General features: G+C 35.8%; 23 protein-coding genes. 11 read left to right on the top strand and 12 right to left on the bottom strand.

What is annotated here, in order from left to right; all coding sequences use genetic code 11:
• The first annotated feature begins 44 nt into the window (after positions 1-44).
• The 6 genes from MP477_RS06765 (at position 45) to trpS (ending at position 3,484) form a co-directional block, all read left to right on the top strand.
• The gene (locus MP477_RS06765) at positions 45-425 is read left to right on the top strand and encodes a TraR/DksA C4-type zinc finger protein (protein WP_002983772.1); all 381 of its coding nucleotides are present in this window, start codon (positions 45-47) and stop codon (positions 423-425) included.
• Positions 426-502: 77 nt separating this feature from the next.
• A complete protein-coding gene (locus tag MP477_RS06760) occupies positions 503-748 on the top strand; it encodes a DUF6576 domain-containing protein (RefSeq protein WP_257189711.1) in 246 nt (81 codons plus the stop codon).
• Positions 749-764: 16 nt separating this feature from the next.
• On the top strand, positions 765-959 hold the full coding sequence (locus MP477_RS06755) for a DUF2683 family protein (protein ID WP_047492401.1): 195 nt from the start codon (positions 765-767) through the stop codon (positions 957-959).
• The gene (locus tag MP477_RS06750) at positions 959-1,597 is read left to right on the top strand and encodes a lipoprotein signal peptidase (protein ID WP_257189710.1); all 639 of its coding nucleotides are present in this window, start codon (positions 959-961) and stop codon (positions 1,595-1,597) included. Before MP477_RS06755 ends, MP477_RS06750 begins: the two co-directional genes overlap by 1 nt.
• A gap of 15 nt (positions 1,598-1,612) precedes the next feature.
• On the top strand, positions 1,613-2,257 hold the full coding sequence (locus MP477_RS06745) for a vancomycin high temperature exclusion protein (RefSeq protein WP_257189709.1): 645 nt from the start codon (positions 1,613-1,615) through the stop codon (positions 2,255-2,257).
• A gap of 258 nt (positions 2,258-2,515) precedes the next feature.
• Positions 2,516-3,484 carry a tryptophan--tRNA ligase gene (gene trpS, locus MP477_RS06740; RefSeq protein ID WP_257189708.1) on the top strand — a complete coding sequence of 323 codons (969 nt, stop codon included), beginning with the start codon at positions 2,516-2,518 and terminating at the stop codon, positions 3,482-3,484.
• Positions 3,485-3,560: 76 nt separating this feature from the next.
• On the opposite strand, the gene MP477_RS06735 is transcribed toward trpS, so the two are convergent.
• From MP477_RS06735 to MP477_RS06695, 9 genes are all read right to left on the bottom strand, one after another.
• Positions 3,561-4,844 carry a HAMP domain-containing sensor histidine kinase gene (locus MP477_RS06735; protein ID WP_257189707.1) on the bottom strand — a complete coding sequence of 428 codons (1,284 nt, stop codon included), beginning with the start codon at positions 4,842-4,844 and terminating at the stop codon, positions 3,561-3,563.
• Positions 4,844-5,515, bottom strand: a complete 672-nt coding sequence (locus MP477_RS06730) for a response regulator transcription factor (protein ID WP_230032519.1) — start codon at positions 5,513-5,515, stop codon at positions 4,844-4,846. Before MP477_RS06730 ends, MP477_RS06735 begins: the two co-directional genes overlap by 1 nt.
• A gap of 133 nt (positions 5,516-5,648) precedes the next feature.
• Positions 5,649-5,855, bottom strand: a complete 207-nt coding sequence (locus MP477_RS06725) for a hypothetical protein (RefSeq protein ID WP_257189706.1) — start codon at positions 5,853-5,855, stop codon at positions 5,649-5,651.
• Positions 5,856-5,889: 34 nt separating this feature from the next.
• Entirely contained in the window at positions 5,890-6,339 is a 450-nt protein-coding gene (locus MP477_RS06720; RefSeq protein ID WP_230032522.1) for a PepSY-like domain-containing protein, read from the bottom strand.
• 165 nt (positions 6,340-6,504) lie between these two features.
• A complete protein-coding gene (locus MP477_RS06715) occupies positions 6,505-7,200 on the bottom strand; it encodes a YjjG family noncanonical pyrimidine nucleotidase (protein WP_257189705.1) in 696 nt (231 codons plus the stop codon).
• A gap of 202 nt (positions 7,201-7,402) precedes the next feature.
• Positions 7,403-7,993 carry an RNA polymerase sigma factor gene (locus MP477_RS06710; RefSeq protein ID WP_230032524.1) on the bottom strand — a complete coding sequence of 197 codons (591 nt, stop codon included), beginning with the start codon at positions 7,991-7,993 and terminating at the stop codon, positions 7,403-7,405.
• Between the two features lie 196 nt (positions 7,994-8,189).
• Positions 8,190-8,681, bottom strand: coding sequence for a hypothetical protein (locus tag MP477_RS06705; protein ID WP_257189704.1), 492 nt, complete (start codon positions 8,679-8,681; stop codon positions 8,190-8,192).
• Positions 8,682-8,763: 82 nt separating this feature from the next.
• Positions 8,764-10,044 carry a methionine adenosyltransferase gene (gene metK / locus MP477_RS06700; RefSeq protein WP_230032527.1) on the bottom strand — a complete coding sequence of 427 codons (1,281 nt, stop codon included), beginning with the start codon at positions 10,042-10,044 and terminating at the stop codon, positions 8,764-8,766.
• A 228-nt stretch (positions 10,045-10,272) separates the two neighbouring features.
• Entirely contained in the window at positions 10,273-11,223 is a 951-nt protein-coding gene (locus tag MP477_RS06695; RefSeq protein WP_047428937.1) for a LysR substrate-binding domain-containing protein, read from the bottom strand.
• A gap of 133 nt (positions 11,224-11,356) precedes the next feature.
• On the opposite strand from MP477_RS06695, the gene MP477_RS06690 reads away from it, so the two are divergent.
• The 5 genes from MP477_RS06690 to MP477_RS06670 all read left to right on the top strand — a co-directional run bounded on the left by MP477_RS06690 (position 11,357) and on the right by MP477_RS06670 (position 15,664).
• A complete protein-coding gene (locus MP477_RS06690) occupies positions 11,357-12,844 on the top strand; it encodes a catalase (protein WP_257189703.1) in 1,488 nt (495 codons plus the stop codon).
• A 105-nt stretch (positions 12,845-12,949) separates the two neighbouring features.
• On the top strand, positions 12,950-13,717 hold the full coding sequence (locus MP477_RS06685) for an enoyl-CoA hydratase/isomerase family protein (RefSeq protein WP_230032530.1): 768 nt from the start codon (positions 12,950-12,952) through the stop codon (positions 13,715-13,717).
• A gap of 48 nt (positions 13,718-13,765) precedes the next feature.
• On the top strand, positions 13,766-14,188 hold the full coding sequence (locus MP477_RS06680; RefSeq protein ID WP_047492363.1) for a dCMP deaminase family protein: 423 nt from the start codon (positions 13,766-13,768) through the stop codon (positions 14,186-14,188).
• A gap of 6 nt (positions 14,189-14,194) precedes the next feature.
• On the top strand, positions 14,195-15,109 hold the full coding sequence (xerD, locus tag MP477_RS06675) for a site-specific tyrosine recombinase XerD (protein WP_230032533.1): 915 nt from the start codon (positions 14,195-14,197) through the stop codon (positions 15,107-15,109).
• A gap of 42 nt (positions 15,110-15,151) precedes the next feature.
• Positions 15,152-15,664 (top strand): NUDIX domain-containing protein, encoded by a 513-nt coding sequence (locus MP477_RS06670; protein WP_257189702.1) that lies wholly within the window; start codon positions 15,152-15,154, stop codon positions 15,662-15,664.
• A gap of 512 nt (positions 15,665-16,176) precedes the next feature.
• Here MP477_RS06670 and MP477_RS06665 read toward each other — a convergent pair.
• The 3 genes from MP477_RS06665 to MP477_RS06655 are packed head-to-tail and all read right to left on the bottom strand — an operon-like array spanning position 16,177 to position 19,676.
• Positions 16,177-16,635, bottom strand: a complete 459-nt coding sequence (locus MP477_RS06665) for a heme-binding domain-containing protein (protein WP_257189701.1) — start codon at positions 16,633-16,635, stop codon at positions 16,177-16,179.
• A gap of 4 nt (positions 16,636-16,639) precedes the next feature.
• Positions 16,640-18,388: an Ig-like domain-containing protein gene (locus MP477_RS06660; RefSeq protein ID WP_257189700.1), complete on the bottom strand. Its 1,749-nt coding sequence runs from the start codon at positions 18,386-18,388 to the stop codon at positions 16,640-16,642.
• 25 nt (positions 18,389-18,413) lie between these two features.
• Entirely contained in the window at positions 18,414-19,676 is a 1,263-nt protein-coding gene (locus MP477_RS06655; RefSeq protein WP_257189699.1) for a serine hydrolase, read from the bottom strand.
• Positions 19,677-19,762: the final 86 nt, after the last annotated feature.

Here is a 19,762-nt window from a genome sequence, read left to right as displayed (position 1 = left end):
ATTTCAAAATCCATTTCATAATTTTATTAAAAAAGAGAAAGAATATGTCAGACGAAAGAGTAAGATACAGCGATGCTGATTTACAGGAATTTAAGGCAATCATAAAAGAAAAAATAGAAAAAGCAGAAAAAGATCTTCAGCTGATCAGAGAGAGTTTCATCAATGACCAGAATAATGGAACAGATGACACTTCACCTACCTTCAAAGCTTTTGAAGAAGGTGCCGAAACGTTGAGCAAAGAGCAGAATTCTATTTTGGCAGGAAGACAGGAAAAATTCGTGCGTGATCTTAAAAATGCTTTAATCAGAATCGAAAATAAAACGTATGGTGTTTGTAGAGTAACAGGGAAGCTTATTCCTAAGGAAAGGCTATTGGCCGTTCCCCATGCTACCTTGAGCATCGAAGCGAAAAACATGCAAAAATAACCGTAAGGTTTGTAAATAATATTGGGTTTATATCGTATTCACGGATACTTTATAAACCTAATTTTTAATGTATACCCATGAACGAATTATTAATTTTAGTAATTATCGTCGTAGGAGTTTTATTGTTTTTTAATAGAAAATGGATCAAAAAAAGGATCTTTCCCAATAAACATAGAAACTATACGATAGATGATCAGTTTAATTCTGATAAGCGTGAAAGGGAAAAAGAAGTCGACAGGCTTTTGAGTAAGATGGGCAAAAACGGAATTAATGATCTTTCTGCAAAAGAAAGAAAAAGACTTGACGAATTGTCCAAAATGTAACATTTAAATATAAGAAATGGAATCTATCATCGTACACCCAAAAAATGCAATGGAGCTTAGTGCTCTGAAAGGCGTTTTGAAAGAAATGAACATTAAATTTGAAAAGGCTCATGTGAAAAGTTCATTTAATGGACAGAAAGTGATTAAGAAAGCGAGCGATAATAAAAATGCAAAAACAGCTTCAAAACCGCCAAAACCTAAAGGACTGTAATGAAAAAGATAGTAGCTATCACATTTTTGGTATTGTTAATTGACCAGGCTTCTAAAATTTATATTAAAACCCATTTTAATCTGGACGACAGCGTGACTGTTCTTCCCGGATTTAAACTGACCTTTGTGGAAAATCCCGGGATGGCCTATGGGTTTCATTTTGGAGGGATCATCGGAAAATACTTTTTGGTTATCCTAAGACTTTTCCTAATTGGAGGAATGGTATATATGTTTAAAAAATGGCTGAAAGAAGGGGCCTCAAACTATCTTTTGATTCCTATGTCTATTATATTTGCCGGAGCTATCGGAAATATTATTGATGGTATGTTTTACGGAATGATCTTCGACAGTGGAACGATTTATGATCAAAGCATTGACCGATGGATAGGATATGGTGGCATTTCTAAGTTTGTTCCTTTTGGTCAGGGGTATTCTACCTTTATGAAAGGCTGTGTGGTTGATATGCTTCACTTCCCGCTGGTAGATTGGTATGTTCCTGAAAATATCCCTTTGATTGGTGGAAAACATATTGAATTCTTCAAGTATATTTTCAATATTGCCGATTCTGCTATTACTGTAGGAGCTGCGTTGCTGTTAATCTTCAGAAAGAAAGCTTTCCCGAATGGACTTGAGTTTTAAAAAGATATATTTCGGATGCAAAAAATAATCAAAAATATTTTTAAAATTTTCCTGCTTCTTTTTGTGGCAGGAATTATTTTTATTGCCTGGGCAAATTATAGTATAAAAAAAGAAAATGAAGCATTTCTATTTTATAGCACAAAGGATGTTCCCCAGGCAAAAACAGCTTTGCTTTTGGGAACCGGCAAAACACTAAGCAATGGAATGCCAAACGCCTATTTCTACAATAGAATCAAAGCAGCCACAGATCTTTATAAAAGCGGAAAAATACAGTACATCATCGTAAGTGGAGACAACAGCACCAAAGATTATAATGAACCGGAAGACATGCTGCTTACTTTAATGCAGCAAGGAATCCCACAGGATAAGATCATTATGGATCACGCCGGATTCAGAACTTTAGATTCTGTAGTAAGGGCAAAAGAGATCTTCGGACAGACAAAGCTGGTTATTATTTCCCAAAAATTTCATAATGAAAGAGCTGTTTTCCTGGCCAGAAAAAATGGAATGGAAGCATTTGGATACAATGCTGCAGATGTAAACAAATATGCAGGTTTAAAAACCAATATGCGGGAGTATCTTGCTAAAGCTAAAGTATATTGGGATTTGATTTTCGGAGTAGAACCGAAATTTGGAGGAGAGAAGATTATAATCCCGTAAAGGTTTTCAAATTTTTATAGGGCTAGAGATTATAGGCTAGATTTAAGTTTCGGCTAAAGCCAGATTTGGTAGGTTTATTATGAAAGCGGACTAAAGTCCGCTCCTATTGAATTTTAATAATAAGTCTTGATTCTTGGTTCTTGATTCTTGGTTCTTGGTTCTTGATTCTTGATTCTTGATTCTTTTAATCTTTTTTACCCATTATCCCACCAAACCTTGTAAATTTGCAATTCATTAATTTTAAAATATTGTAAACAAATGTCAAGAATTCTTACCGGCATTCAAGCCACCGGAACCCCCCATCTTGGAAACCTGCTTGGGGCAATTATTCCTGCTATTGAACTTTCTAAGCAGGAAGGAAATGAATCATTTTTATTTATCGCGAATCTTCATACGCTTACCCAGATTAAAGATGCGCAGACGTTAAGACAAAATACCTACGAGATTGCTGCGGCTTGGCTTGCTTGTGGATTAGATACTGAAAAAACATTCTTCTACAGACAAAGTGATATCGCTGAAACCTGTGAATTATCTTGGCATTTATCATGTTTTTTTCCTTATCAAAGATTAACACTGGCCCATTCATTTAAAGATAAGGCGGACCGCCTCCAGGATGTGAACGCAGGATTATTTACCTATCCTATTCTGATGGCTGCAGATATCTTATTATACGATGCAGAGATTGTTCCTGTAGGGAAGGATCAGCTTCAGCATTTGGAGATTACCAGAGATGTAGCTTCAAGATTTAATAGCCAGATGGGTGAAGTTTTTGTTTTACCTCAATCTGAGCTTCAGGAAGACACAAAATATGTTCCCGGAACTGATGGCCGTAAAATGTCTAAATCTATGGGAAACATTATCAATGTTTTTCTCCCTGAAAAGGAACTTAAGAAACAGGTGATGAGTATTGAATCGGATTCCAAATCGTTGGAAGAGCCTAAGGATCCTGAAACGGATAAAACATTCCAGATCTATGAGCTTATTGCTACTCCTGAACAAACTGAGGAATTAAGAGCTAAGTACCTGGCCGGAAATTTCGGATACGGACATGCTAAAAAGGAACTGCTAGATCTTATCTTAGTTCGTTTTGCCCAAGAAAGAGAAACATTCACTTATTATATGAATAACCTGGATGAACTGGAAGAAAAATTACAGCAGGGTGCGGAAAAAACAAGACCTGTAGCGCTGGAAACGCTTAAAAGAGTAAGAGCAAGCTTAGGATTTTAATTCTGACTTTCAAAACATATGGAAGCCCTTCATTTTCGAAGGGCTTCTTTCTTTTATCACGGTGGGTATTCTATCCTTAGGTACCATTCTTTACAAGTATAAAATAATGCATTCTATCTTCAAACTTATAGGTAATTTCCCAACCGGGATACTGTTTGATGATGGTTTTAATGATTGACAGCCCCAGCCCGGTAGAAGTGTGATCGGAACTCTGTTTATAGAAACGGTCAAAAATCCTGGATGGATCTAATCCCACGGCTGCTCCACTGTTTTGAAATGTAATCCTGTCATCCTCAATCATAATATTCAATGTGCCTTCTTCATTATTATATTTAATGGCGTTCTTAAGAAGATTAGAAAGCAGAATATCCGCAAGGTCGCGATTGAAATCAGCTTCAAAACTTCCTTTTTCTATGATATTGACATCTACTTTTTTAAACGCTATAAAATCTTCATAATTTTGAACCAACTTACTGATCAAAGCATTAAAATCTACTCCTGATGTTTTGTTAAACTGGCTGTTCTCAATTTTGGAAAGCATCAATAAAGATTTATTCAAGCCTACCATTCTTCGCAGGTCATTTTTTACCCCGGTAAGAAAATTCAGATTCTTTTCATCAAGATCATCATTCTGAATCAGAAGATCTATCTTATTGATAACAATGGCAAGAGGAGTCTGAAGTTCATGGGAAGCATTTTCAATAAACTGCTTCTGCTGATAGAAAACAAGCTCATTGCGGTCAATCATTTCATTAATTTCAACATTCAGCTCTTCAAACTCTTTAATTATATATTCCTCATTCTGCGGATCAGCAGGAATCCCAAACTGGTATTTTTTAAGTTTATCTAAAATTAAATAGAATGGACGCATGGCTTTATTCAGCAGATATCCATTGACAGCCACTATACTTATGACCAAAACAATATAGAGGACAATTAAGGCTGTTGTGAGGTCATAGACCAGCTCATCCTCTTCTACTGTAGAAGTTCTTATAACAAGCCTCTGGTTCATCTTATACTGATCGATAAAATCTGCTTCAAGTACACGATAGGGTTGATCTTTATCGTCATACTCCATATAATACATCTTATTATAGAGCCGGCTTTTATTTTTATATTCTCCGGCAGTAATAGGATTAATTTTGAATTCATTAAATCCAAAATCGTTATTCTTCAATAACTGAGGATTCAGGTATACTGCTTTAATAATCTGTATTTTTCTGTCCCTAAGCCCATCATCCACATTATCATGAACTTCATCCAGGATATAGGCATAAAATAACCCGGCCCAAACTGCAATAATCAGCAGAAGGATCATAATAAGGTATTTTATGGTATAATATTTTAATGAAACTTGCATCAGATAAATTTATAGCCGATCCCATATACTGCCTGAAAATCAGCTTCAGCATTGACGGTTTTCAGTTTTTTACGAAGGTTTTTAATTTGCGAATATATAAAATCAAGACTATCTGCCTGATCTATATAATCTCCCCAGATCGCTTCGGCTAATGTAGTTTTCTGTAAGGTTTTTTCCGGATGAATGACAAAATAATACAGGAGGTCATATTCTTTACGGTTCAGTACAAGCTCTTCCTTTCCTACCATAACCTTTCTAAGGTCGGGATCAATACTTATGTTCTTATAGGTAATACTATTTTCGCCATCCTGGTTATTTCTTCTGATCACAGATTTCACCCTCGCCATCAGCTCAGCCAGATGAAAAGGTTTGGCAAGATAATCATCTGCCCCTATCTCCAGACCTGTTACCTTATCATCTACAGAATCTTTAGCCGAAAGGATAATGACAGGATCTTTTTTATGCATTTTTTTAATTTCTCTCAGCAGATCTATCCCACTTCCGTCCGGCAGCATAATATCCAGTAAAATACAGTCATATTCGTAGGAAATAACCTTTTCAAGGCCAGAACTGTAGGTATCTGCGTATTCTACAATAAAATGCTCTGCTTCCAGAAATTTCTGAACGGTATCTCTTAAAGCCGGTTCATCTTCTACTATTAAAATCTTCATTCTGCTATGGTTTACGCTCTGCTGAACAGTTAAAACTTATATCAAATATATGAAATTATAAGGAGGGAAGCCGGAGAGAAACTTCATTCGGGGTTCCCCAAAATTTTTCTTCCAGCCTCCTGAATCTTACCAACTAGCTCATTTTTATAAAACGCCCGTCTGCATCAAAAAAAAGGCAGATCCCACTCATCAGGTGAATTTTATAGGCATCATATTTTTTTTCAATAGAACTCACCACACTGCACGGATGGTGCCTTGTTATAAAAGATACAATACTCTTCCTAATCTTGTTGGAAGAAACCTCTCTTCCGGTATTTCTTATGATATTCCAATTGATCATATTTTTAAATTTTGGTGTTATTTATAATGGCAAATTAGTCATCAATTCTTTTAAAATTCCCGTTTTTATCAAATTCCAGCTCCAGTCCGTTGGAAAGCTCCGCTTTATAAGACCATCTCTTTTTTTCTACCTTAACGATGGACGTATTCGGGAAATTACGGGTTGTATAGTTCCTGATAGATAAAGGAATAAATCCGTAAGGCAGCTTCTGGTGCTTACCATCTACTTCTTTCCAGTTTCCATTACTGTCAAATTCCATTTTCATTCCATTGTTCAGGTATACCTTGTAATCATCCACTCCGTAGATCTCCCTGTCTTCAATGGCCGAACTTACAGGTATCCCTTTAAAATGGACAGCAAGAAAGGTTTTTGCCGCTTTAGGTAACTGGTTGGCCTGAATCGCTCTATCCTGTGCAGAAATGAAGCCTCCCGCCAACATGAAGATTAAAATAAATACTCCTGTGATTTTCTTTACATTTTTCATAACATTACGTTTTTCGTTATTATTATGAAGCAAAGGTCCAAATCAATTTAGGAAAGAATTGGGAAAAATGGAATACAGAAAAAAAATGGAGATAAAAAAACCATTAAGAAATGATTTCTTAATGGTTTACATATGCTTGTTGTAGACTTTAGAGTCCGGTAATCTTTATAAATACTCTTTAATTTGCTGAAGGTGGGTAATAGCTTTTAATCCGGCTTCTTTCTTATCTTCTTTATAAACATCAAAGAAAATAGAATCCATACCGAAATTTTTTGCTCCCATGGCATCAGCAATCCAGTCATCACCAATCAGGATACTTTCCTCTTTTTTAGCTTCCGAAAGCCCCAGGGAGTATTCAAAAATCTTAGGATCAGGCTTTCTTACCCCTATAGAATCTGCACTGGTAATCGTTTCAAAAAAAGGAGCGATCCCCGATAAAGTACATTTCCTCTCTGTTACATCCTGAAAACCATTAGAAATAATATGCAGCTTATAATTCTTTGCCTTCAGATAGACGAGGATGTCTTCAGCTCCATCTACCAATTCATTATATCCAACAATATTATCCAGGAAATTTTCTTCAAAATAATTGGAAAGTTCTTTGTTTTCTACTCCAAAATATTTGAATGTATCATAGAAACGATGTTCTCTTAAATATTCTTTGCCTATAATTCCATCTCTGATTTTTTCCCAAAGGTCTTCATTAATATCATGGTAAACAGAGTGAAACTCCTCAAAGTCAATATTATACTTCGGGTTAATCTCCTGGTTATCAAAAAGATCTTTGATGGTAAGGTAGGCATTTCTGCGGTGATCCCAGAGCGTATTGTCCAGATCAAAAAAAACGTGCTGCATTTTCATACAGCACAAAGTTAGTGATTTTAATTTTTTAAGATCGTATAATTTTTACTCGTGCTTTTCACCACCTCAAGGCTTTTAGAAAAATTGAGTAAAAGATCAATGGTTTGCTTTTTAGGTTTCAAAGTTTTCACTTTTAAGGAATCATTTTTTTTCATAGGCGAAGTATGTTTTCCTTAAAACGTGAATTTTTACAAAATATTATCTATCTGGTTAAGATTATATTATTTTCGTCCATGATTTTTCTCAGGTTAATCAATGCATATCTTACCCTTCCTAAGGTCGTATTAATGCTCATATCAGTATGATCTGCAATTTCTTTAAAGCTTAGTCCGTCAAAAAACCTCAGTTTGATCACTTCCTGTTGGTTGGGAGGAAGGAATTGCAGCATTCTCAACAAATCTTCCTGGATCTGATTGGTTACAAGCTGATCTTCAATATTTTCCGAGGGTTCACGTATTAAATCAAAAATAGAATATTCATCAGTTTCAAAAGTAGTTTCTGAAACTTTGATATTTTTTGCTTTAGATCTGAAATGATCTATGATTAAGTTGTGAGAGATTCTTTTTGCCCAAAGAATAAATTTCCCTTCTTCGTTATAGCGTCCTTCTTTCAGCATGACAATAATTTTCATGAATGTATCCTGAAAAATATCGTTGGCTAAATCTTCATCATTAATTTTGTAAAAAATGAATGTAAACAGTTCTCTCTGATGGCGATGAATGAGAGCCGATAACGCTTCCTCATCTCCTTTTTGGTACAATGAAATTAGTAAACTATCCGAATTTGATTTCATAACTCTTCTCAATATAAATATTTGTAGACAAGGCTTCCTCCAGATATTTCATCTGGCTTTTGCTGTATATACAAAACAGTTTTTTAGAGTAGAGTCTCTTCAATAGGCGGCACAATTATATTATGATGTAAATATAATCATTTTTTAATAACTGTTAACTTATTATTAATTTTTCACAAGAAAAATTTAAAAAAAGTTACTTAAACATGTCATGAATAAATACAGTTGGGATATTTAATGTAAAATTAATATTTAGACCTTTCATTTCTTTTCCGTTTAAACGGGCATCTCCGATAGGAAAAGCATATCCTCCGGTAAGGTCCAGCATCCCAAATAAGGTAACCCCAATTTTCGGAGCAATATATTTATTTGTTCCCTCTGCGCCCATTAAAAAATAATAAGAATGGTAGAAGTCTACATTTTTTTGAAAATTAAGCAGTACATCAGCCTGCAGTTTTGGCATAATGGCAAACTTGGAGTCTGCAACTCCCATTAAGGCAGCCCCCCCCAATCTGTAAATGACATCATCATTTTTCAGGAAAAGCAGTTTCCCCCCTAATTCCCCAAAACTCTGATTCTGGTAGGCATATCCCACACTGATCATTTTATGCATGGTATATTGGGCTTTTACTAATGTGCTTAGAAAAAACAGGGAGAGTACAGCAACTGCAGTTCGAAAATTCATCATCTTTCAATTAATTAAAGTGTAAAATTAAAAAAAACTGCCTTATCAGAAGATAAAGCAGTCATTTATTATGGTAAAGAAAAAATTAAATTCCGAAAGCGGCTTTAATTTCCCCTACTTTGTCTAATTTCTCCCACGTGAAAAACTCAAGATCTTTCAGCGTAAGTTCATTTTTATGTCCTTTATTGAACGTTTTATCAGCTACATAATGATCTTTACCCATGTGACCGTAAGAAGCCGTTTCCAAATAGATAGGATTTCTTAATTTTAGATTCTGCTCAATAGCATAAGGTCTCAGATCAAAGATCCCTGAAACTTTTTTAGCAATTTCACCGTCATGAAGATCTACTTTTGCCGTTCCATAGGTATTAATATATAATCCACAAGGTTCTGCTACACCGATGGCATAAGAAACCTGTACCAAAACTTCGTCAGCAATACCTGCAGCCACTAAGTTTTTAGCAATATGTCTTGTTGCATAGGCCGCACTTCTGTCTACTTTTGAAGGATCTTTTCCTGAGAAAGCACCACCACCGTGAGCTCCTTTTCCTCCATAAGTATCAACAATGATTTTTCTACCTGTAAGACCGGTATCTCCGTGAGGTCCTCCGATTACGAATTTACCTGTCGGGTTGATATGGTATTTGATCTGATCATTGAATAAAGCTTTGATTTCTTCAGTCTGCTGTGCCACCACTCTAGGCACTAAGATATTCTTGATATCTTCACGGATCTTATTCAGCATTTCTTCTTCAGTTCCGAAATCATCATGCTGCGTAGAAACGACAATAGAATCAATCCTGATTGGTTTGTGATCATCAGAATATTCAATAGTTACCTGGCTTTTTGCATCCGGACGAAGATAAGGGATTTCTTTATTTTCCCTTCTGATATTGGAAAGTTCTTTAAGGATTGTATGGGCTAAATCTAAAGCAAGAGGCATGTAATTAGCCGTTTCATTAGTTGCATAACCGAACATCATCCCCTGGTCACCTGCTCCCTGTGCGTTGGCTTTGGCTTCAAAAGATTCATCTGTTACCGCTCTGTCCACACCCTGATTGATATCGGGAGACTGCTCATGGATGGCGGAGATTACTCCACAAGAATCTCCATTGAACATATATTCCCCTTTTGTATATCCAATTCCATTGATTACTTCTCTGGCAATTGTCTGAACATCAAGGTAAGCATCAGATTTTACTTCTCCTGCCAATACTACCTGCCCTGTAGTCACAAGAGTCTCACAGGCAACTTTAGAACTTTTATCGTATGCTAAAAAGTGGTCGATTAATGCGTCGGAGATCTGATCGGCGATTTTATCCGGATGTCCTTCTGAAACAGATTCAGATGTAAATAAATAAGACATATTATTCTTTGTTTTTTAGATTAAAAAAATTTGAAGAAAAATAAGAATAAAATTGCCCAAAAAGAATACTGTTTTAGCATTTTTTTATAGAGGTTGCAATCAGGTCAAATTTTTCCTCGTCGTAAACGTCAGCAAATTTAAGTACTATTTTTCTAATACTCAAAAATTTTGTTTACTAATTATAATTTTGTTTAAATTAATGACTTATATCATTTTAGAGCATCCTGACTATTGTGGCTTTATGCTTACAAATTCTTTAGGGCTTTCATGATAGTTCAATTTAAGCTCTAAAGAAGTTTTGATAGAATGTGATAATTCGTCAATAATTTTCTGTTTAAAGGTCGGCTTATAATATATAATACTGATTTCTCTGTATGGGAACGGCTTCTTAAATCTGAAGACATTTTTTTTCTGCTCTTCTGAAAGCTGGCTTAAGGCAAGTTCCGGTAAAATACTAATTCCTCCTACTTTATCTACCATATGTACCAACGTCTGAATATTGGAAGCCAAGAAATCTAAGTTTTTAGGCTTTAATGTATTTTCTTTCAGATGACAGATATTTTCGAACTGGTTTCTAAGACAGTTTCCTTCTTCAAGCAGCCATACCTTTTCTACATTCAGGTCTTCAGGAATAATATAAGAGTTCTTTTTATTAGCTTCAGTATTGGAACTGTAGATCATCAGCTCTTCATTGAATAGGAAATCCTGATAAAACTCATCAGCCGTATCATAAGGAGTGGAAATAATGCCCGCATCCAGTTCTCCTGCTTTTAACGCTTTGATAATATTATCGGTTGTCATTTCCTTTACATTCATCTGAATCTTAGGATTATCTTCCAGGAATTTAAAAATTTCTGTAGGCAGAATAAAAGAAGAAACAGTTGGAATAATACCCAGATTAATAGTTCCTCCTAAAATATTATTCAAAAGATTGGCCTTATTTTTCAGTTCATTGACAGATTCTATAATAACCTTAGCCTGATCAATGATCTGAAGACCTACATCTGTGGTACGGATAGGGTGTGTAGTTCTGTCAAAAACCTTCACATCCAGTTCGTCCTCAAACTTCTGTATCATTGCACTTAAGGTAGGTTGGGTAATGAAGCATGCCTGGGCTGCTTTTCCAAAATGTTTATACTTATCAACAGCGATAAGATACTCCAGTTGCTGAATGTTCATTTGATTAATATTATCTATTACAAAGATATAATGTTTTTGCTATTAGCAATTAAAAATTCAAGTAAATTTGATATTCACTACCTTTACAGAGGTATTTAGAAATAAAGAAAACAATTATTCAAATCATCGATATATGGATTCTAAAAAATTAACGTTAAGTAACGGCACGCCTTATTTTGAGCATCAGGATTCCCAGACGGTAGGACCAAGAGGCCCGGTATTGCTGCAAGACTTTGTTCTTCAGGAGAACCTTGCCCATTTCGTTAGGGAGAGGATTCCTGAAAGAATTGTACATGCTAAGGGGAGTGGAGCGTACGGAACCTTTACCGTAACCCATGATATCAGTAAATATACAAAAGCAAAGCTATTTTCAAAAGTAGGTAATTCATGCAGAATGTTTGCAAGATTTTCTACCGTAGGAGGAGAAAAAGGAAGTGCAGATACGGCAAGAGATCCAAGGGGATTTGCTTTAAAATTTTATACAGAAGATGGAAACTGGGATCTTGTAGGGAATAACACTCCTGTTTTCTTTATTAAAGATGCTAAAAAATTTCCGGATTTTATACATACTCAAAAAAGACTTCCTAAAACCAATCTAAAGAGTGCCACTATGATGTGGGATTTCTGGAGTTTCAATCCGGAGTCTCTTCACCAGGTTCTTATTTTAATGTCAGACAGAGGAACACCTTATGGTTTCAGACATATGCATGGTTTTGGATCTCACACTTTTTCCATGATCAATGAGCAGAACGAAAGAGTATGGGTAAAGTTTCACTTCAAAACAAAACAGGGGGTAAAAAACTTTACGGATGAAGAAGCCGTAAAAATGGCTGGAGAAAATCCTGACTTTGCCCAGGAAGATCTCTGCAATTCTATTGAAAATGGAGATTTCCCAAAATGGACTATGTATATCCAGGTGATGACAGAAGACCAGGCAAAAGATTTCAGATGGAATCCTTTTGATGTTACCAAAGTATGGTTCCATGATGACTTCCCTCTTATTGAGGTAGGTGAAATGGAGCTCAATGAAGTTCCTGTCAATTATTTTGCCCATGTTGAGCAGTCTACGTTTTCTCCCAGCAGCCTGATTAACGGGATCAGCTTTTCACCGGACAAAATGCTTCAGGGAAGACTGTTTTCTTATCCTGATGCTCACCGATACAGGGTTGGGGTAAATGCCCATCAGCTGGAGGTGAACAGATGTCCTTTTGCTGTTAATAATTATCAAAGAGACGGCTATATGGCAGATTCAAGCCAATATCAGGATAAACCCAATTATCACCCCAACAGCTTTGATGATATCACGCCTGATCCGTCTTATAAAAACTATGAGTATGAACTGGACAGCGCTCATGTCGCCAACTATAACAGAAATGAAAACGACAGTGATCATTATACTCAACCGGGCCTTCTTTACTCAAAAGCAATGAATACTGAAGACAGGGAACACCTGATTAACAACATCGTAGGAAGTATGAAAGGGATCTCCGGACCCAAGAGAGAAGAGATCATCAACAGGCAATTATGTCACTTTTTTAGGGCTAATATCGAACTTGGCATGAGAGTGGCTTCCCAATTAAATGTCAATATCGATGCAAATATGATGAATCATTCCAAATAATCATATTGAACAATAAATTAAAAAAAAGGAAAAAAAAATAATATTTTTTCCTTTTTTTTGCAAAAAATTCATAATTTGCAGAGGATGATATTTCAAAGTGGAAAAATGAGTTACGAAAATATATTATTAAAAAAAGAAGATAAAGTATCTATCATTATCATAAACAGACCTGAGAGTTTAAATGCGTTAAATGCAAAAACTATTCAGGAGATCAGTACAGCAATGGACGAGCTTAATTCCGACCATTCCTGCAGGGTTATTATCCTTACGGGAAGTGGTGAAAAGTCTTTTGTAGCTGGTGCTGACATCAAAGAATTCAGCGAGTTTGGGCAAGAAAAAGCTGAAGAGCTTGCCCGAAACGGACAAAATTCACTGTTTAATAAAATTGAAAATATGTCTAAACCTGTCATTGCAGCCGTAAACGGTTTTGCATTGGGAGGAGGTTTAGAGCTTGCTATGGCATGCCATATCAGATATGCATCGGAAAACGCCAGATTGGGTCTTCCTGAAGTAACGCTGGGATTAATCCCGGGATACGGAGGGACTCAAAGGCTTCCTAAGCTTGTGGGAAAAGGTATTGCCAACGAAATGATCTTCTCAGCCAAAATGATTCCTGCTCAAAAAGCAAAAGAAATCGGATTGGTAAATGAAGTATACCCTATTGAAGAATTATTAACCAAAACGAAAGAATTAGCGAACACTATTGCCCACAATTCACCAATGGCAATATCTAAGGCTATCCACGCCGTGAATTTATCTGACACGGAGAAAGGTTTTGAAACTGAAATCAAGTATTTCGGGGAACTTTTTGAAATGGACGATAAGAAAGAAGGAGTGACTGCTTTCCTAGAGAAAAGAAAGCCGAACTTCTAAACTTTCAAGCTTTTAATCCAATTATTTCGAAAAAACTAATGCTGCGGTATGAATAAGTTTGACAAGGCTTATCTAAAAATGGCTCAGGAATGGGCAAAACTCTCCTACTGTAAGAGAAAACAGGTGGGAGCTCTTATCGTAAAAGATAGGATGATTATTTCAGACGGTTATAACGGAACTCCTTCGGGGTTTGAGAACTGCTGTGAAAATGAAGAGGGAAAAACGCACTGGTATGTACTGCATGCGGAGGCTAATGCTATATTAAAGCTGGCAGCTTCTACTCAGTCTGCAAAAGGGGCAACGCTATATCTAACGCTGTCGCCTTGTAAAGAATGCAGTAAACTAATCCTGCAGGCAGGAATTACAAGACTGGTGTATATTAATGAATACTCGGATGAAGACGGCATTTCGTTCCTGAAAAACCATGGTATTGAAATAGAACAAATATCGGACTGTGAACTAAAAAAATAAGCACAAATGACTTGGGATGAAAAGATCAAAGATTTTGAAATATTTCTTCGCTTCGAAAGAAATTTTTCAGACAACACACTCGACGCCTATGTTCGGGACATTAAAAAATTAAAAGATTACGCAGAAGAAGATCTGGCAAACGTCGGTCCAGATTCTATCGGTTACGAAAACCTGCAGGAATACATTTTCAATCTTTCTAAACAGAAATTCAGTGAGAGATCTCAAGCGAGATGGATCTCTTCCATTAAAGCTTTCTTTAAATTTCTGCTTGAGGATGAATTCCGGGAAGACAACCCTGCAGCGTTACTCGAAGGTCCTAAATTAGGACTCTATCTACCAGACACTTTAAGCCTGCTTGATATCAACAAAATTATTGCTGCTATTGAAATCAATACAGATCTGGGGAAAAGGAACAACTGTATCATTGAGGTACTGTATGGTTGCGGACTCCGTGTTTCTGAACTTATTGATTTGAAAATATCCAATATCAATTTCAAAGAGCAGTATATTAAAGTCAATGGAAAAGGAAACAAAACGCGTTTCGTTCCGTTGGCTGACTATACAGCTGAATTACTGGAAAATTATATCAAGGAAGTACGTTCTAAAGGTAAAATCAATAAGAAATATGAAGATACACTGTTCCTGAACAGCCGTGGCACCTCGATGTCAAGGGTTATTGTATTTCTTATCATCAAAGAACTTACGGATAAAGCAGGGGTTAACAAAAAGATATCTCCACACACCTTCAGGCATTCTTTTGCAACACATTTGCTTCAGAATGGAGCAGATTTGCGTTATATTCAGGAAATGCTGGGACATTCCAGTATTACAACAACGGAAATCTACACTCATTTAAAAACTGAAGAATTGCGGGATGTTATTTTGAGTTATCACCCGAGAAATATTAATATTACTCAATGAAATAAAGTTCCATCTGAACTTTAAAAAAGTAATTATAAACAGATGAAATTATTGAAATATTGCCCAAGCTGTGGCAAAGAATCTTTACACTGGGATGGTGAAAAGAAATGGAACTGTCCTGAATGTGACTTCAGGTTGTATAATAATGTAGCAGGCGCTGTAGCTGTGGTGATCAGATGTGGTGACGAAATTTATCTTACCAGGAGAAACAGAGATCCTAAAAAGGGAAAACTCGATCTTGCGGGAGGATTTGTCGATCCTAAAGAAAGCGCAGAAGAAACCTGCAAAAGAGAGCTTTTTGAAGAGCTTCAGCTTAGTATCAATATTTCAAACTTAAAATACCTTACCAGTCTTCCTAACATCTATCAATATAAAGAAATTGATTATAATACGATTGATCTTTTTTATGAGTATACTGTTTCGGAAAAATTTGAGGTAAACCTTGAGCTTTCAGAAATATCAGAAGCGGTATGGATTCCTTTAAGGGAACTTAACCTTGATGATATAGCTTTTGATTCTCAGAAGAGGTTTTTTGAGAATTATGTAAGGAAATAATTTTTGTAACATATTCTCCTGCAGATTTAAAATCTGTGGGAGTTTTTTTTCCCTAATTTTAAGGATCAGGCAGATAATTACTTTTTGAAGTCTGCTTCAGCTGTGAAGGCATTCTAATTTATTTTAACAGAAAAAAACAGATAGGCGCTGTGCGCTCTCGGATCAGGTGCAAAAGTTGGGGGGTAATATAAACTAACATCAATAACCTTCTCTTTGACGCAAAGTTCTATTTTTATTACGCTTGATTTTAAGTGAGCCAAGAATAAATCGATTAGAAATCTATTTTAATGAAGCTAATGCTTATTCAGCGATAAAGTCGCCTTTCTTTGCTTTCTTAAAATAGAATATCCGAATTATTTTTCCTTTGCGTGAATAAAAGGTTATTTCCATCCTGTTTTCAAGTCAAAATATAAAAATCACATATTTTAATGTCATCCAAACAAGAAGTTTTAGTTTAATCCAATTTGCTTAGTCCACGACTTTTGAGACTGATCCGCTCTATCCTATTAAAATCAATACGTTTTAGCCTTCAGCATTTCTTCAAAATATTGGATCAGCAGTGATCTTTCTGCTTCCGAAAGATTTGCTTCTTTATGGTAAACAATATAACCAGGCATCGGCATTGTTTTATGTTTAAGAGCCTCAATAGACCTGTCAAGCATATTCTCTTTTAATTCCTTATTATAGGTACCCCAAACAGAAAAATTAAGATGCTGACGACCTTCATTTACATGGCTTTTCACAGACCATGAAACAGGAGCAATAAAAGCATATTTGGGATAAACCGTTTCATTGGAATGACAATCATAGCATGCTCCTTTAAGTAATATTCTAATCTTTTCCGGAGCTTTCCTGGAATCTACAAAGTTTACTTTTGAATCTACCGGTTTGTTTACTCTGTCAATAGGAATAAACTGAATGAGAGCAAAAGCTACCAAACTCCAAAAGACTATTTTTTTTGCGATTTTCATACGTTTACTTTACCGGAGTTAGAACGGCATTATCAGATTTAATCTCCTTTTTTACGTTCTGATCTACGGCTTCCTTCTTGTCATCAGCAGGAGCTACCTCTGCTTTAGGATTATCAAGCGTTCTGGTATCTTTCAGGTCCCATTCTTCTCTTGTTTCCCACAATCCTCTTATAACAACTTTTTTATAGAAAATATAGGCATCTTCGGCAAAAGTTTCAGTAGCAAAATCAGCCTCATCCCAATATTTATTTTCATTGTTGTCTACCAATATTCTGACAATATACTCTTCAGGTTTCAGTATATCAAATTTCACTTTATCCCCTTTTGTATATCTCTGGTAAATTGCTTTTTCAGAAGAGTCAAGAAGCTGGATCCAATAGCTGGAAGACGGTGCATTCAGAAGGGTAAATTCAAGGCTACCAAACTGGTCTACTTTAGCGACGTCAAAATCAAAACGTTTTGATTGTGTATTTTTAGCATAGAAAGAGGATACTGTTTCTTTTGGAACGGTAAGCTGATATTTCTTCCCGCTGACAAAGTCTGACTGAATCAATATCTGATACGGGTTGGTTTCAGAGATTTTGGCTGTAAATTCCTGCGTGGTTAAACTGTCACTTTTCAATACCCATTTTGCAGGGTCGATCTTATCAATGAAATAATTGGAAGAGATCTTAAAATCAGTTTTCGGAGCTAGTGAACCTCCTCCGTTGTCACTGTTAAGATCCATCACATTTTTCTTATTGTATTTGTAAAATAAGGAAACAGTATAGGCGCTGTCTTTTTTCGGACCCTTATCATGCGTGAACACCAGTTTTTCTGTGGTCTCTTGCCCTACATTATTTTTCACGGCATCAAACCAGATTTTCACAGAATCTGATTTTGGGCTGTGTGTTACCTTTATATCTTTAAGTTTGTCATTCAGTGATTCTACTTTTACATCATCCGGATGGCCTTCAAATGTCATAAGAATTCCTCCCGGCACCTCTTTCATTTCAGAATATTTCAAAGGCTTTTTAGAAGGATATACCTTTAAGTTTAGTCCTGAAACAGACTTCTCCACCTCTACCGCTTCTTTTTGAAAACCTATTTTCTCTTTTCCGGGATCGTAAACGGAATTTCCATTCTCATCAGCAAATGCTATAATTTTATATTTTCCCGGAGAAAGGTAATTCATCTCATAATATCCATCATCGTCTACCTTCGTAATATAATAAGGCTTCTGCTTATAATTCATGGTATCTTTAACCTGATAAAGCCCTACCACCAATTTATTTTCAGTACTTCCTGTTTTCTTTTTGATGTCTAAAGCGTCTTTTATTTCACCACTTACATACAAGTCATCCAATTTGTCGCCTGTAGAAAAAGCAAAATTAAAATACCGCAGTGGGTTGGATTCATTATTATCCACAATTGAATTTCCAAAATTGAAATTATAAGTGGTATTGGCCTGTAAAGTATCCGTCCATTGGATCAGAACATATTTATTGGCAATATTGGAAGGAAGAATTCGCTTTATATTCTTGATAGGCGGTGAAATGATCAGATTCTTATTGATATCTTTCAATGTTACATACTCATCAAAATCCAGGCGGAGTTCGTGAATATCTCTTTTTACATTGATTCTTGTGGTATCAATATTTGAACTTAAAAATCTTGGAGCCAAAGTATCTTTCGGTCCCCCTACAGGAGAACCTACTCTTGCACATGAATGAACAAGAAAACTGATAACGAATAATAAAAGAAACCTTTTCATGAAAATGTTTAGGCAAAAGTAAACATTATTCTCCAAAAACTTCATGTCCTGAATTCAAAGTATCCTTATTGTCGTTCATTACCGAATGAAGCTTATCCTTCTGTAAAGGGAAATCTTCAAATAACCCGGACAATGCAAGCGCCGTATATACTTTGCTTGAATATTTATTGCCAATGGCTACAATAGTAACCTTGGACTTCAGAAGATGGGCAAATACAGAATTACTACCGTGCCACCATCCATTATGGTAAGTTAGTTTTTCCCCATTGTCAAAAATTTTCATCCTAAACCCTAATCCATAGTTATTCATTCCGGACTTTTCATTGCTGTAAGGTGTAAATACCATTTGCATCAGCTCAGGCTTCAGGAAATCTTTTGAGAACATTGCTTTTGAGAAGTTGTATAAATCTCTTGGTGTAGTGTATACGTTTTTGTCCCCATAAATAAGATCCAATCTGTCTAAAGGATATAATTTACTTCCTCCATAGTAGAAAGACTGTGCCGCTGTAGGAATATCTTTTTCCTGAAAAATATAAGAATTAGTCATTTTTAGTGGTGTAAAAACCATTTCTTTCATGGCCTGAGGAAACGGAGTTTTGGTCACTTTTTCAATCAATAAAGCCAATAAAGCAAAGTTGGTATTACAGTACATGAATCCTGTATCTGTATCTCTAGCCAGATCCGGCTTGTATTTGATAATCATATTCAGGACATCCTGGTTGGTAATAAAAGGTTTGGAAAGTTCTGCTGGCGCAGGCTGTATTTTGGTGATAAAATATTCGTACTTCGGAAGTCCGCTTCTTTGATCCAATAAGGTCTGAATAGTAACATTCGGGTATGGAAACCCTGGAAAATATTGGCTAAGATGGTCTGAAAGCTTTATTTTCCCTGCTTCCACCAGCTTCATCATCGCCATCGCCGTTAATGTTTTTGATACCGATGCAACATGCAAAGGTATATTTTTATCTATAGGCATCTGGTTTCCTTCTCTTCCGAAACCTCTGTAATTTTCGTATAAAATCTCATCCCCTTTCGCAACAAGTATTCCGCCACTAAGATCTCCTCCATCCCAGATCTTTTTGTAATACTGATCTATATAATTTACCATTGTTGGTTTGTCTAAAACCTGGTTATCTGATTGGGTAAAAACCTTTCCAAGATCTACATTTCCGTAGTTAGGGAGATTGGTATCATTTTCCGCTGAAACTTCTTTGGCCTCAGACTTTTTTTTACAGGAAAATAGGGATAAAAGAACAGTTAAAATAAATACAAAATTACGCGTCTTCATGAGATTCAAAAATGAGCGGCAATTTAATAAAACTCGAAAATAAATAATAAATATAGAGTGATATTATGAATTATTTAACATAAACG

This window comes from Chryseobacterium sp. WG23 (assembly GCF_024586575.1).
Lineage (GTDB): Bacteria > Bacteroidota > Bacteroidia > Flavobacteriales > Weeksellaceae > Chryseobacterium.
The sequence above is the reverse complement of the archived record's forward strand: the minus strand, read 5'-3'. Positions and strand labels throughout refer to the sequence as shown.